The organism is Lysinibacillus sp. GW823-FHT06C08 (assembly GCF_058795135.1).
In genome coordinates this window covers 45,627-59,415 of sequence record NZ_JBXAHN010000010.1, presented here as the reverse complement: position 1 = coordinate 59,415, position 13,789 = coordinate 45,627, and the positions used below count along the sequence as shown (strand labels likewise).

The 13,789-nt window shown below is 37.6% G+C and carries 14 protein-coding genes and 1 riboswitch; of the genes, 8 read left to right on the top strand and 6 right to left on the bottom strand.

Annotated elements, in window-relative coordinates:
- The 4 genes from AC1Q6O_RS19670 to AC1Q6O_RS19655 all read left to right on the top strand — a co-directional run bounded on the left by AC1Q6O_RS19670 (position 1) and on the right by AC1Q6O_RS19655 (position 6,532).
- The gene (locus tag AC1Q6O_RS19670) at positions 1–1,230 is read left to right on the top strand and encodes an aminopeptidase (protein WP_008173575.1); all 1,230 of its coding nucleotides are present in this window, start codon (positions 1–3) and stop codon (positions 1,228–1,230) included.
- Positions 1,231–1,262: 32 nt separating this feature from the next.
- Positions 1,263–2,174: an SGNH/GDSL hydrolase family protein gene (locus tag AC1Q6O_RS19665; protein WP_089986815.1), complete on the top strand. Its 912-nt coding sequence runs from the start codon at positions 1,263–1,265 to the stop codon at positions 2,172–2,174.
- Positions 2,175–2,297: 123 nt separating this feature from the next.
- Positions 2,298–3,455, top strand: a complete 1,158-nt coding sequence (locus tag AC1Q6O_RS19660) for an exonuclease SbcCD subunit D (protein WP_089986816.1) — start codon at positions 2,298–2,300, stop codon at positions 3,453–3,455.
- The gene (locus tag AC1Q6O_RS19655; RefSeq protein WP_089986817.1) at positions 3,452–6,532 is read left to right on the top strand and encodes an SbcC/MukB-like Walker B domain-containing protein; all 3,081 of its coding nucleotides are present in this window, start codon (positions 3,452–3,454) and stop codon (positions 6,530–6,532) included. The genes AC1Q6O_RS19660 and AC1Q6O_RS19655 overlap by 4 nt, the downstream gene beginning before the upstream one ends.
- A gap of 40 nt (positions 6,533–6,572) precedes the next feature.
- Here AC1Q6O_RS19655 and AC1Q6O_RS19650 read toward each other — a convergent pair whose 3' ends face one another.
- Positions 6,573–6,695 (bottom strand): small protein YxzF, encoded by a 123-nt coding sequence (locus AC1Q6O_RS19650; RefSeq protein WP_008173566.1) that lies wholly within the window; start codon positions 6,693–6,695, stop codon positions 6,573–6,575.
- Positions 6,696–6,750: 55 nt separating this feature from the next.
- Positions 6,751–7,074, bottom strand: coding sequence for a magnetosome magnetite crystal formation protein family (locus AC1Q6O_RS19645; protein ID WP_008173564.1), 324 nt, complete (start codon positions 7,072–7,074; stop codon positions 6,751–6,753).
- Between the two features lie 126 nt (positions 7,075–7,200).
- A riboswitch (TPP riboswitch) is annotated at positions 7,201–7,308 on the top strand.
- A 134-nt stretch (positions 7,309–7,442) separates the two neighbouring features.
- On the opposite strand from AC1Q6O_RS19645, the gene thiT reads away from it, so the two are divergent.
- Positions 7,443–8,003, top strand: coding sequence for an energy-coupled thiamine transporter ThiT (gene thiT / locus AC1Q6O_RS19640; RefSeq protein WP_008173562.1), 561 nt, complete (start codon positions 7,443–7,445; stop codon positions 8,001–8,003).
- Between the two features lie 170 nt (positions 8,004–8,173).
- The gene (gene map, locus AC1Q6O_RS19635) at positions 8,174–8,929 is read left to right on the top strand and encodes a type I methionyl aminopeptidase (protein WP_008173560.1); all 756 of its coding nucleotides are present in this window, start codon (positions 8,174–8,176) and stop codon (positions 8,927–8,929) included.
- A 27-nt stretch (positions 8,930–8,956) separates the two neighbouring features.
- Here map and AC1Q6O_RS19630 read toward each other — a convergent pair whose 3' ends face one another.
- Entirely contained in the window at positions 8,957–9,652 is a 696-nt protein-coding gene (locus AC1Q6O_RS19630; protein WP_492402019.1) for a TspO-related membrane protein, read from the bottom strand.
- A 218-nt stretch (positions 9,653–9,870) separates the two neighbouring features.
- Between AC1Q6O_RS19630 and AC1Q6O_RS19625 the strand changes: the two genes are divergently transcribed.
- A complete protein-coding gene (locus AC1Q6O_RS19625; RefSeq protein WP_008173556.1) occupies positions 9,871–10,680 on the top strand; it encodes a polyphosphate kinase 2 family protein in 810 nt (269 codons plus the stop codon).
- Between the two features lie 175 nt (positions 10,681–10,855).
- Positions 10,856–11,443 carry a GNAT family N-acetyltransferase gene (locus tag AC1Q6O_RS19620; protein WP_008173553.1) on the top strand — a complete coding sequence of 196 codons (588 nt, stop codon included), beginning with the start codon at positions 10,856–10,858 and terminating at the stop codon, positions 11,441–11,443.
- Between the two features lie 71 nt (positions 11,444–11,514).
- On the opposite strand, the gene AC1Q6O_RS19615 is transcribed toward AC1Q6O_RS19620, so the two are convergent.
- The 3 genes from AC1Q6O_RS19615 to AC1Q6O_RS19605 all read right to left on the bottom strand — a co-directional run bounded on the left by AC1Q6O_RS19615 (position 11,515) and on the right by AC1Q6O_RS19605 (position 13,769).
- Positions 11,515–12,078: a beta-class carbonic anhydrase gene (locus AC1Q6O_RS19615; RefSeq protein WP_008173550.1), complete on the bottom strand. Its 564-nt coding sequence runs from the start codon at positions 12,076–12,078 to the stop codon at positions 11,515–11,517.
- Positions 12,079–12,254: 176 nt separating this feature from the next.
- Positions 12,255–12,389 (bottom strand): hypothetical protein, encoded by a 135-nt coding sequence (locus tag AC1Q6O_RS19610; RefSeq protein ID WP_255250397.1) that lies wholly within the window; start codon positions 12,387–12,389, stop codon positions 12,255–12,257.
- 138 nt (positions 12,390–12,527) lie between these two features.
- Entirely contained in the window at positions 12,528–13,769 is a 1,242-nt protein-coding gene (locus AC1Q6O_RS19605; RefSeq protein ID WP_342530861.1) for an aminopeptidase, read from the bottom strand.
- Positions 13,770–13,789 lie beyond the last annotated feature (20 nt).

Genomic DNA, 13,789 nt, shown 5'->3' with positions numbered 1-13,789 from the left:
ATGACATTTGAAGAAAAATTACAGGCATACGCAGAACTTGCAGTAAAAGTTGGAGTAAACATTCAACCAGGTCAATATTTGTTAGTCAACACATCAGTTGATGCTTTAGATTTTGCTCGTTTGGTCGTTAAAGAGGCGTATAAGGCTGGCGCTGGACGTGTCCATGTTAATTTTTCAGATGATGAAATGGATCGTGCCTATTTTGAACATGCCTCTGATGAAGAATTTAACCGTTTCCCTGAATGGGTCGTACGGATGCGTGATGAACTCATTGAACGTAAAGGGGCATTACTATGGATTGAAGCCGCAGATCCTGATAAATTAACAGGAATTTCGGCTGATCGATTAGCTACTCATCAAAAGGTATCAGGAGCGGCATTGAAAAACTATCGAAATGCGGTTATGAAGGATTTAATTGCGTGGTCAATTATTGCAGTTCCTTCGTCAAAGTGGGCGGCAAAGGTATTCCCTCAATTGACAGCAGATGAGCAAGTGCCTGCTTTATGGGACGCTATCTTTAAAACAGTTCATATCGGAGAAGGAAATGCAGTTAACAATTGGCATCAGCATGTAACGAATTTAGAATCTCGTGCAGAACTATTAAATAATAAAAAGTATGCGAAGCTACACTATACTGCACCAGGAACAGATTTAACAATTGCTTTAGCTCCACAGCATAAATGGCTAACTGGTGGCAGTAAAACGCCTGAAGGCAATGTTTTTATTGCTAATATGCCAACAGAAGAAGTGTATACACTTCCAATGAAGCAAGGTGTAGAAGGTTATGTTAGTAATTCAAAGCCTTTAGTATATCAAGGCAATATCATTGATGGCTTTAAATTAACATTTAAAGAAGGAAAAATTATCAAGGCGGAAGCTGAAGTAGGTCAAGATTTATTACAAGAGCTTATTCAAGTAGATGAAGGTTCTAGTTATTTAGGTGAAGTAGCACTTGTTCCGCATGAATCACCCATTTCAGCATCAGAGATTTTATACTTTAATACATTATTCGATGAAAATGCTTCAAACCATTTAGCAATTGGAGAAGCATACCCGACTTGCTTAGAGGGCGGTAGAGACTTAGAAAACGGTCAACTAGAAGCATTAGGTGCAAATATTTCTGTCACACATGAAGACTTTATGATTGGTAATGGTGAAATGGACATTGATGGTATTTTACCAGATGGAACAGTAGAGCCGATATTCCGTAAAGGTAGCTGGGCTTTCTAACTTTAGTTCCAATCGAGAATGGGGGAGAGCAGATGAAGCATTTAGGTAGTTTAATCGGGATGATTATTTTATTAATGACATGCTGGGGCCCATCTGCTTTTGCTCAAACCGAAAGCTATGTAGCAATTGGGGATTCCCTAGCTGCTGGTCAAACCCCTTTTCAACAAATTGATGTTGGATATAGTGATTTAATTGCTATGAGATTACAGGCAATGGATCAATTAAAATTCTATACAAAGGAACTAGCTTTTCCAGGTTTTACAACAGCTAATGTATTAGAAAGAATTAAAACTGAGGAAGCAAGAGATTTATTAGCCAATGCCACTTTAGTTACTGTTTCGGCAGGTGCCAATGATTTATTAAGCCTTGTCCGGCTAAATCCAACGGCTGGAACATTAACTTTTTCTCAACTTCAAGCAGATTACGCCTTAAATATAGTGAGAAAAAATATGGAAGCTATCTTAAATGAATTGGGAGAGCTTGCGCCAAAGGCTCAGGTATATGTTATAGGTTATTATTTTGCCTATCCAGGTGTTCATCTCACTCAAAAAGAAGGAACAAATGCACAGCTTGTGAAATTAAATACGATTTTACAGCAACAGGCAGAGCTAGCCGGAGCTGTTTATGTAAATGTGTATGACAGCTTTGGATTAAATGCTACTAACTACTTACCAAACTATGCAGATGTTCATCCAAATATGGAAGGTTATCGCGAAATGGCCAATGCAGTTTTAAGGGCATATAGTGGTAGTGATGCCTTAAATATTGCTTCATCACAATTACCGCAACCGAATCCTCTGTCATTTGAGGAAATTTTAAAAGAGCGAGCTTCCACACAGCTTAAACAACAAAAGGTGACATCCTCCCAGTCTGTTCAAAACGTACGTTCCATTCAGGGATTTCACGGCTATACAGCTTTTATGGGGAAGTTGGAAAAGAGATAAATAATGATGAGTAAAGGCATCTTAGAGGATGCTTTTTTTTATGTGTACTAAATTCCCCAAACAAAGGAAAAAACAATCCATTACAAGCCATGATAAAATAGTAAAAGGACAGGAGGTACAGGAATGAAAATATTTCATACAGCAGATTGGCATTTAGGAAAGCTCGTTCAAGGCGTCTATATGACAGAGGATCAACAATATATCTTACAACAATTTATACAAGCTATCGATGAAGAAAAGCCAGATGTAATTATTATAGCAGGTGATCTATACGATCGTTCCATGCCCCCTATTGAGGCAGTGAATTTACTAAATGATATATTAGCAAAAATAGTTTTAGAGAAGAAGATTCCTGTTTTAGCTGTTGCAGGGAATCATGACAGTGCAGGCAGATTAAACTTTGGTAGTCGTTTGATGCGTGATAGTGGTTTATATATTAAGGGGCAGTTTACGAAAGATCATGCACCCATTATTATCAATGATTCACATGGAGAGGTGCATTTTCATCTTGTACCATTTGCAGAGCCTACCACTATTCGCAGTATTTTTGAAGAGGAGGCCATTCGTTCTCACCATGATGCAATGCAGAAAATTATTGAACATATAACAGCAGGTATGGATACAAATAAACGCAATATATTTGTTGGACATGCCTTTGTGACCAAATACGGTGAGGAGGAAGCTAATACTAGTGACTCAGAGCGTCCGCTTTCTATTGGGGGTTCAGATTGCGTGAATGCTGCTTTATTTAAACCATTTCATTATACAGCACTCGGACATTTACATAAGGCACATTTTGTCTTAAATGAAACAATTCGCTATGCTGGTTCACCATTAAAATACTCATTGTCTGAGCATCTACATGAAAAAGGCTTTTTAATCGTCGATCTAGATGAGCAAGGAAATAGTACTGTAACTAAAAGAAAGTTCATGCCAAGACGAGATTTACGTGTAGTGGAAGGACAGTTGGAGGATTTATTAATGCTTCCACGAAGTGATGATTATGTATTTGTTCGATTGACGGATGCTACGTCCGTGTCTTCGCCAATGGAACGTATTCGTACCGTTTTTCCACATGCCATGCATGTTGAACGTAAGATTTTACGACAAGAGAAACCAAGCGAGCTTCAAGTAGTAGAAGCAGAAAAGCATGAAGATATCGATCTATTCCGCTCTTTCTTTACAGATATAATTGGGATACAACCAGATGAAGATACCGAGCGTCTGTTTACGGAAATGCTACAGGAATTATTAGATAAGGAGCGAGAAATAGTAAAATGAAGCCATTAAAGTTAACGATTACGGCATTCGGTCCTTATAAAAATACGGAAATAATTGATTTTGAACAGTTAGGGGAACATCGTTTGTTCGCTATCTCTGGCAAAACCGGTGCAGGGAAAACGACGATTTTTGATGCGATTTGTTATGCACTTTATGGGTCAGGCAGTGGTGAGGATCGTCAGGATACGGCTTTACTGCGAAGTGGCTTTGCTGATGATGATGTATATACAGCAGTAGAACTTATTTTTGAAATGCATGGAAGGGTCTATCAGATTTTACGTCAGCCTGGACATATAAAGGAAAAAAATAAAACAGCTACTGGTAAAAAGGTGGAGTTAGCGGAAGTAAAAGAGGGAAAGCTCGATTATAACATTGTTGAAAAGCAGCAAACACTTGAAGTCGATAAAAAGATTCAGGATATTATTGGTCTGACAAAGGATCAATTTAGCCAAATTGTGATGCTACCTCAAGGTGAATTCCGCAAATTATTAACGTCGGATTCTACAAACAAAGAGGTCATATTACGAAAAATCTTCAAAACAGATCGCTTTGGTGTTATGACAAAACTGCTTGATGCGAAACGAAAAGAGGCAGAAAGTGATCTTGAACGTGCCAAGCAATTAAAAGAACATCTACTTGGTCAAATTGTTGGTGCACTTCCACATCGTTCCTCTCCTTTGTTCACACAAATTGCTGATAATACGGAAAATATGTTTCAGCTAAAGCAAGCACTGGAAGAGGAGCTTACCTATTATAGAAAATGTTTTGAAGATGAACAGCGCCAGTATGAGGAAGCCTATAATCATCATCAAAAAGAACAGGAGTTTTACCGTTTAGCTAAAACGCTTAATGAACAATTTGAGGAGCAGTTCAAACGTCAAAAAAGACTAGAACTGCTATTAAATGAGCAAGACAACTTCCTTGCAAAGGAACGGGAGATAGCCTTAGCAGAACAAGCGGAGCGTTTACTACTACTGGAGCAACAATGTTTGGATTTACGAGCCGAACAAAATTTAAAAGAACAAGCCTATCAGCAAGCTAACAGTAGTCAACTACAAACCAAGGAGCTGTTACAAAGAGCTCAAGAAAAATATGAAGCGGAAGAGGCAAAAGAGTCAGAACGTCAACAGCTTTTGCAGCAGGAAATGCAGCTCCAAGCATTGCTTCCTAAGTTCGAGGCTTATGACAGCAATGTACAGCAACTGCAAATTGCTAAGCAATATGTAGAAACGGCTAAACAAGGGGCAGCGGATAACCTAGTGCTAATCGATAAAGAAAGCGCGCAATTAGAGGAGCTTTCACAATCAATTGAGCACTATGAAAAACAATTGGAACCGTATGAAGGTTACTTAGAACAACTACCAAAACTGCGGGAGCAAGTAGCTTTGCTCATGAAGGTGGAGAAATATACAAAAACGGTAGAGATAGCGAAACAAGATGTTATCGCTACTCAAACTCATTATCAGGACAGTAGACTGGAGCTTCAACAATTAGAGCAACGCTGGCTGACAAGCCAAGCAAGCATTTTAGCTCAGCAGCTTAAAGAAGGGCAACCTTGTCCGGTTTGTGGGAGTACGACTCATCAACAAACACATAATGAGCAATTGGAAATTGTTGAGCTTGCTCAGGTGGAAACGTTAAGGAGAAAAGCTTCTTCAGACGAGCGTTTGTATTTGGAAAAAGAGGCATTTTTAACATCCGCACAACAGCTTCAGCAAGAGGCACTGACACAAATAGAAGCATACGCGATGAAGCAACAGGATCAAGCACAAATAATAGCTTCCTTAGAAAAAATGGAACAAGAGATTACTAGCTTAAAGATTATCAATCAACAGTTAGCTCAAACAAGGATTAACCAGAAGGAACAGCGTTTAGCAATAGAGCATTTGCAACATAAACAAGTCAAACTTGAGGAATATTTAACTGAGCAGATGAAGGGCTGGACAAGACTGCAGGCAATTGTAGAAGAACAGCATAAGCAAATGCCAACAACTATGCCAACCTTAAAGCAATTAAAACAAACACTTACCGATGTTAGTAAACAGAAAATGGATTTACAAAAATTATGGCAGGAAAGCCAGCATGATTTACATGCCGCGAAGGAAGCTGCCAGTAATGCTAAACTAGCTGTGGAAATCGCCAAACAGAATTTTGAAGAATTAAAGCTCAAAATGAATGACAAGCGTGAGCAGTTTTCAATAAGCATGCAGGAAGCAGGCTTTGTGTACTATGAAGACTATGCAACTGCGAAAAGAAGTGCCACTCAATTAGAGGAACTTCGAAAGGCATGCAATGACTACAGGTTACATGTTCATACGTTACAAATTCAAATTTCAGAAGGAGAAAAACATCTACAAGGGAAAGAGGAGCAAGATTTAGCCCTGATGGAGGCAACTGTGGAAAATCTCAGAATCGCCTATGAGGATGCCTTTAAACAACTTCAACAAATAGATGGATTTGCGAAATCATGTCTAAGCTTCATCAACAAAGTAGAAGAAACAGAGAGAGAGCTTCGTTTACTTGAGAGTGAGGCAGGTCGAGTGAAGGAGCTGTATGGCTTATTAAATGGGCAAAATTCGAAAAAACTGTCCTTTGAACGATATATTCAAATTAATTATTTAGATCAAATTACAGAGGCAGCCAATATTCGTCTTTATCATTTATCTAACGGTCAATTTGAACTTAGACGTTCAGACAGGCTTGAAAAGCATGCCAAGCAAAGTGGACTTGGGCTTGATGTATATGATGCTTACACAGATCAATTACGAGATGTTAAAACGTTATCTGGTGGTGAAAAGTTCAATGCATCATTAAGCCTTGCTCTAGGAATGGCAGATGTTATTCAAAGCTTCCAAGGCAATATTCATATTGAAACCATGTTTATTGATGAGGGCTTTGGCTCGCTCGATGAAGAATCATTAAATAAAGCAATAGACACATTAATCGATTTACAAGATTCTGGACGAATGATTGGTGTCATCTCTCATGTGCCTGAATTAAAATCAGCGATGCCAGCCGTTTTACATGTCGAAAAAACATTGAATGGACATAGTCAAACACATTTTGAAATAAAATAAAGGAAGGTGTATTTCCGGTTTAAGGAAATACGCCCTCCTTTTATTTTTTTCGAGAACTGACTGTAGAAGTTGTCCCTTTTTTTGCTGCCATCACTTTTTTTACGATTGGTATAACAATAGGCGCTAATTTAACAGCGGTTTTCACTACTTTTGATACTTTCATCAAAAACACAGCTCCTTTTTAATTACTTCTACCTGTTTATTTTAAAAATGAAACATTAGCGGATAACTCGAACGGCTTGAATAATATTCCATATAACAATTCCGAGCGAGACAATTCCGTAAATGGCGAACGAAATGAACCAAATGATCATGACTGTACTATTACTTGAAGTGGGGTCTAAACTAAATGTAGAAAAGACAAAGACAATGAAAAATAAGATCCCAAATACGAAAGGAATTAGATGGGACACTAATGCGCGAATAGAATGTCTTTTGATGTCAGCATCTTTCGTAACGAAGTAAACAATTAATGGTACGATGAAAGGAGCAAAGAAAATACTGAGATAACTAAAGGCAGATAATATTTTTTGGTTCTCCATAGTTGTACCTCCTTTTTTAATATTTACGCATGGAAAACAGTAAAGTTTCAAAAATTAAGTATGGAAGAGGTTGTAATCATTCCGTGCTTTGCGTACAATGAAAGTGTTCAAATTAAATTCAGATGTAACGACCACAAGGGGAGCTGATGATGTCAGCTGAGACTGGGCACGTAATGCCTTGACTCTTTGAACCTGTAAGCTAACACTTGCGTAGGGATGTGGATAGAAACCGACACTTGTACGATGTGAGGCTCTGTCCTGACATCGTTTTTTCATTCTTAAGAATAAAAAGGTGTCAGAGCGAATCAAATCAGCGCATTTCTATTCCTGCTCTTGTATCCTACATCGGAACAAAGGAGAGAATATGTATGGACAAAAAAAGACTATTAATGCTAGTGGAGATTGCAATATTTGCAGCGATTGGCCTCGTGCTCGATCAGGTCTCCTTTAAAGTATGGGCACAAGGTGGCTCTGTTAGTCTTGTTATGGTACCAATTATGTTAATTGCATTTCGCTGGGGTCTAGTAGCTGGCCTAACAACAGGCTTGCTTGTAGGTGTTATGCAAACCATGTTTGGAGCTTATATTGTACACTGGCTTCAAGGTTTATTAGATTACGGTGTTGCTTTCACAGTTGTAGGGTTAGCGGCCATTGTACGCAGACCTTTACTGGAAGCAGCAAATCAACTAAACAAAACAAAAATGGCGCTTTATATTATTGTAGGTACTGTATTTGCAGGCTTCTTGAGATATGCAGCGCACACTACTGCTGGCGCGGTATTTTTTGCAGAGTATGCCGGCGATCAAAATGCGTGGATCTACTCGATTATTTATAATGGTACCTATATGCTGCCCGCAACAGTATTAACAGCTATTGTGGGAGCGTTATTATTCACAGCGGCTCCACAACTAATGCAACGTAAAGCATAATGCCAACCCCTTCATATTGGTGAAGGGGTTTTTTATGTAGTCGTAAGAGAATAGAGCTCTTAGCACTTTGCCAAGAAGGCAGGCATACAATATTTAAAGCGTTTAGCGTTATACGCGTAAAAAGTTATGTTATATTAAAGAGTAGATATTAGATGAAAGGGACGTTATACATGATTGTAAAAACGCAAGAAGAAATTGAAGCTTTTAAAAAAATTGGACGCATTTGTGCAGAGATTCGTGAAGCGATGAAGGCTGCTACAAAACCAGGTGTCACAACACTTGAACTAGATGAAATTGCTGGTCGAATGTTTGCTGAGGCAGGTGCCATTTCAGGACCAAAAGGAGAATATGACTTCCCAGGATATACTTGTATAAGTGTCAACGAGGAAGTAGCGCATGGTATCCCAGGTAAACGTGTTATTCAGGAGGGAGATATCGTCAATATCGATGTTTCAGGCTCTTTAGATGGCTACTTTGCCGACACGGGTATTTCATTTGTAGTTGGTGAAGGCTATGAAGACAAAGAAAAACTATGTCGTGTTGCCAAAGATGCTTTTGATCGTGCTATGACAAAGGTAAAGGCTGGCTCTAAATTAAATCAAATCGGTAAAGCTGTAGAGCGCGAAGCGAATGCTAATGGCTTAACAGTTATTATGAATTTAACAGGCCATGGTTTAGGTCGTTCTTTACATGATGAACCAAATCACATTTTAAATTATTACGATGCATGGGACTCTACGATTATGAAAGAAGGCATGGTTCTTGCAGTTGAGCCATTTATCTCAGCAAAAGCAGAGCATATTGTAGAAGCTGGTGATGGTTGGACATTCATTACACCTGATAAGTCTCTTGTTGCTCAAATTGAACATTCAGTAATTGTTACAAAAGATAAACCAATTATCCTTACTTCATTAGACGAAGAATAGGATTACAAAAAAATCCTGCACACCAAATTATTTTTGGTAGGCAGGATTTTTTTTAATGAATAAAATACCAACTAAGAGTACACCACATAAAAATAATGCAGCTGTTGTTACGAGTAGCTCATCAAAACCATTATGTAAAGCGATTCCTATATAAGCCCATATAAAAACACTTGGATACATGATATCAAAGTGATGAAAGCGGATATGTAGCGCAATGGCTCCACCTAATGTCAGTAAAATAACTGCCCAAAGAGGAGTGCTTAGACCAAAACCGTTCCAACCATAAGCTGTTAACGTAAAGCTAATATTTGTGATAAAAATAAATGTCATCCATGCAAAATAAATGGCGAAAGGAATACGACCCGACAGTGATTTGTCATGAATTGGATACGTATTGTACAGCATAAATAAATACAAGACTAAGAGTAAGGTAATGCCGAGAGAAACAATAAATAATTCATGATGCCATACATATATCGTTAATGCTTGTAAAATATTTATGCAACTAAAGAGCGCAGACTGTTTCATAGATGTCTTTTTGATGTTCATCACTAACCAATAACCGATTAATAAATAAATGACAATCCAAATTATATGACTTCCATCAACAGGTGCAAATACCACCGAAAAACGATTAGAAATTTCTAAAAAAGATTGACCGTTAAGTTTCATGAAAAAGGATGAAAAGGTTAGGATGAGTGAGACAATATAAGAAATTGTCATCAATAAAAACCGAGGCATGCTTTCCTCTCCCTTCGTGTTAGATTGTATAGGGAAAAGACAAATAAGTATAGTACCGTCACTCAATTTATTATAACGGAAATTTCCATCAATGTATCGTGTTGTTTTGCTAATACTATCTACAATTTACCATCTCAATAGGCATCCATTTATTTCTTTAGTACAATAAGAATATATCCAGATTAAAGGAGTGAAGCTTTATGACGCAAAACATAAAAAATTTAGACCTATCTATTGAACTAGATAAAAAGATGTATAAAAAGAAATTACAAGTACTCCAATATGAAATGTTAAATGCCCAACAATTTTTATTAAAGAATAAAATAGGTTTAATTTTAGTGTTTGAAGGTATGGATGCAGCTGGTAAAGGAGGAGCGATAAAACGTTTAATTGAACGTGTTGATCCACGTGGCTATGTCGTCCATCCAATTTCAGCTCCACAGCCACATGAATTACGCTATAACTATTTACAGCGGTTCTGGAGAAAGCTACCTCAGCACGGGCAAATCGCTGTCTTCGATCGTTCATGGTATGGTCGTGTATTAGTAGAACGAATTGAAGGATTCGCGACGAAGGACGAATGGTCTCGTGCCTATGAGGAAATTAATAATTTTGAAAAGATTTTAACTGCGGGAGACTACATAATTATTAAGTTCTGGCTTCATGTTTCAGATGAAGAGCAATTAAAACGTTTTAAGGAACGAGAACAAAATCCATACAAGTCTTGGAAGCTGACAGACGAAGATTGGCGTAATCGAGAAAAGTCACCGCAATATGTGGAGGCTGCCAATGAAATGTTTGAAAAGACCGATAAGAAAAATGCTCCGTGGGTTTTAGTAGCTGGAAACGATAAAAAATATGCGCGTGTGCAGGTGCTACAAGAAACGCTTGCACATATTGAACGAGAGGCATTGAAACGTGGACTTCATTTAACTAATGTATTAGACAAGGCGCATTTAGAGGATGCTGAGTCATCTAGCCTGGACGTGTTAAATGAGAAAAAGAAGTAAAAGATAAAATATGAATGATGGTGCTATGACATGAAGACATGAGCTGTTTTAGTTGTAGCAGCATCTTTTTTTACATACAATAAGGTAAAACTAGGGGTACCCCCCCGTAATTTCCGATGCTTGAGAAGGTAGTATAAATTTTTATCGATATTGATTGGAAGGCTAGTGTGGAGAAATGGTGCTTAAAATTTGGAATTTATTAAGAAAAAAGGGTGGGAATGTGGTAACAATAAAGGGGGAAAAATGCTACATCCGCACATTCCAAGAAAATGATGCACGAAGTTTAACAGGTCTCGTAAGCCGCAATAAATACTTTTGGTCAACATATGAGCCTTTACAAAGACCTGAATACTATACAATCGACGCGCAATATAAAAAAATTCAAGAAAGTTTATATTTAATGGATTCAAAGCGAGAATTTACTTTTGGTATTTTTGAGCATGGTACTAATAATCTAATAGGACATATTGCACTATATGCTGTAAAACGATTACCCTATTCAAGTGCATTTGTGGGATATGCTATGGATGAAATTTACGTAGGTAAGGGAATTGTCACTGAGGCAGTGAACATGGTAGTCCGGTTTGCATTCGATCAAATTGGGCTACATCGTGTCGAGGCATATGTATCAACCCAAAATAATCCCTCTATGCGTGTCTTAGAGAAGGCGGGCTTTCAACAGGAAGGTCTTTTAAGAAAGCTTTTATATATAAATGGTCAATGGGTCGATCATTATATGTATGCCCGTTTAGAGGATGAATAAATAAACAAGTGCCTTTCTATTCGATGGAAAGGCACTTGTTTATTGATTTGCTATAAATCAAGTTAGAATAACTATTGATGGTTACCGTTTTCAATTAAATCTAGATGACCTGTATTTGGGTCAATAATTAAACCATGTACAGGAACGTCTTTTACCATTAATGGGTGATTTCGAATCGTGTCGACACTTTTCTTAACACTTGTCGCTACATCACCAAAACCACGTAAAAATTCTTTTAAATCAAAACCAGAATACTCCAGCATTTTGATGGTTTCTGGGTTAATACCTCTTTTAACCATTTCACTTAACATAGCATCAGGATCAACTGCGCTCATACCACAGTCATAATGTCCAACTACGTAAACTTCATCTGCTTGTAGGCCATAAACAGCAACTAATAAACTACGCATTACAGCACCGAAAGGATGGCTTACTAAAGCACCGGCACTTTTCACAATTTTTACATCGCCATTACGGAGATTCATCGCTTTTGGTAAAAGCTCTACAAGACGAGTATCCATACAAGATAAAACAACAATACGTTTATCAGGATATTTTGTAGTGATGAATGGTTCATATTTTTTCTCTTGTACAAACTCTTTGTTAAACTCTAAAATATCATGTAACATTGTCATGAAAATTGCTCCCTTCCTTACAAAAAATATTTTAGAGCAAAACTTTAATTATGCAAACAATAAAGACTTTATTCAGACAATTTTTACAATAAAGAAGCAAACTTCATACACTTTAACAGATGAAAAACGTTGAATCTATAAAAAAACAGCTACCTTTACAGTAGCTGTTTTTTACATTAAAATTTTTCGCTTGGCTTTGGATCTACAGTTACTGAAGACTTGCTATCTAAACCAACTTGTAGGTAGTGGATGAAGAATCCAGTTGAAATTAATAAAACTGCTGAAAATCCAAGAACAGTTGTAATGAACATTTTTAGAGCTCCTCTCTACTTAGATGATCTACTAATTACCCTAAACTAATTATACAATAGGATACTAGGAAAATCTAAGGATAATTTATGACATCCATAACATACTAGCCTAGAATACTATTAGTAAGAATGGCTTATTTAGAATGCCCAATTTCCATCACGGAATATTGGGTCTTTTTGATTATCATGGGTAATGCCATCGATATTCATTTTATTGGAGCCAATCATAAAGTCTACATGTGTCAAACTTTGGTTAATGCCATGCGCTGCTAACTCATCTGAAGTCATTTCTTTACCACCTTCAATACAAAATGCATAAGCACTACCAATGGCTAAATGATTAGAGGCATTTTCATCAAATAATGTATTGTAAAATAATAAATTCGATTGTGAAATAGGGGATTGATGAGGCACTAATGCTATTTCACCAAGATAATGCGCCCCCTCATCTGTTTCAATAAGAGAAGCTAAAATTTCTTGACCTTCCTCAGCTTTTACTTCAATAATACGGCCATCTTTAAACGTTAATGTGAAATTATCAATAATATTACCGCCATAGCTTAACGGTTTAGTGCTGGATACGAACCCATTCACACCAGTTTTTAACGGGGCAGTGAAAATTTCTTCAGTAGGCATATTCGCCATAAATGTTTGACCTTGTACGTTGGCACTACTACCGCCTGTCCAAATGTGATGTGCAGGTAGCTCGATTGTTAAATCTGTGCCTGGAGCCGTATAGTGAAGGGACTTATACTGTTTGCTGTTTAAATAATCGGCTTTGTCGTGTAACTCCTTATCGTGAGCTAACCAAGCCTCCACTGAATGTTCAAGATCAATACGCGTCGCCGCAAAGATAGCTTCCCATAGGGCATCCATTTGTTGATCCTCTGGTAAATCAGGAAACACCTTTGCTGCCCACGCTTTGGATGGAGCGGCGATAACTGACCAACTAAATTTATCAGATTGTAACATTTGATAATAGTTCGCTAATGCTTGGCCAGAAGCTTTTTGGAACGCCATAATTCTGTCACGTTCAATGCCTTTCAGTAAATCTGGGTTTTGTGAACTAATGCTTAGGAAAGCTGCACCATTTTCAGCCAGCCATTCGCGCTCTTGAACTTTCCACGGTGGAAAGAAATCAAATGAGTCTTTCGGTGCTCCTTCATAGCGAGCACGAACAAGTTCGTCATCAGACAAATCGACAAATACCTGTTTTGCACCATTTTCATAGGCCATTTTAGTAATAATTTGAGCTAATTTTAAGTTATCGGTCGAACAGCTTATATAAAGATATTGATCTTTTTGGATATTTACTCCTATTTTTACCGCTAATTCGGCATATTTTAGTAATTTTGTGTTAAATGATAATAACAAATTCATATCCCCTTTCGAAATAAGAC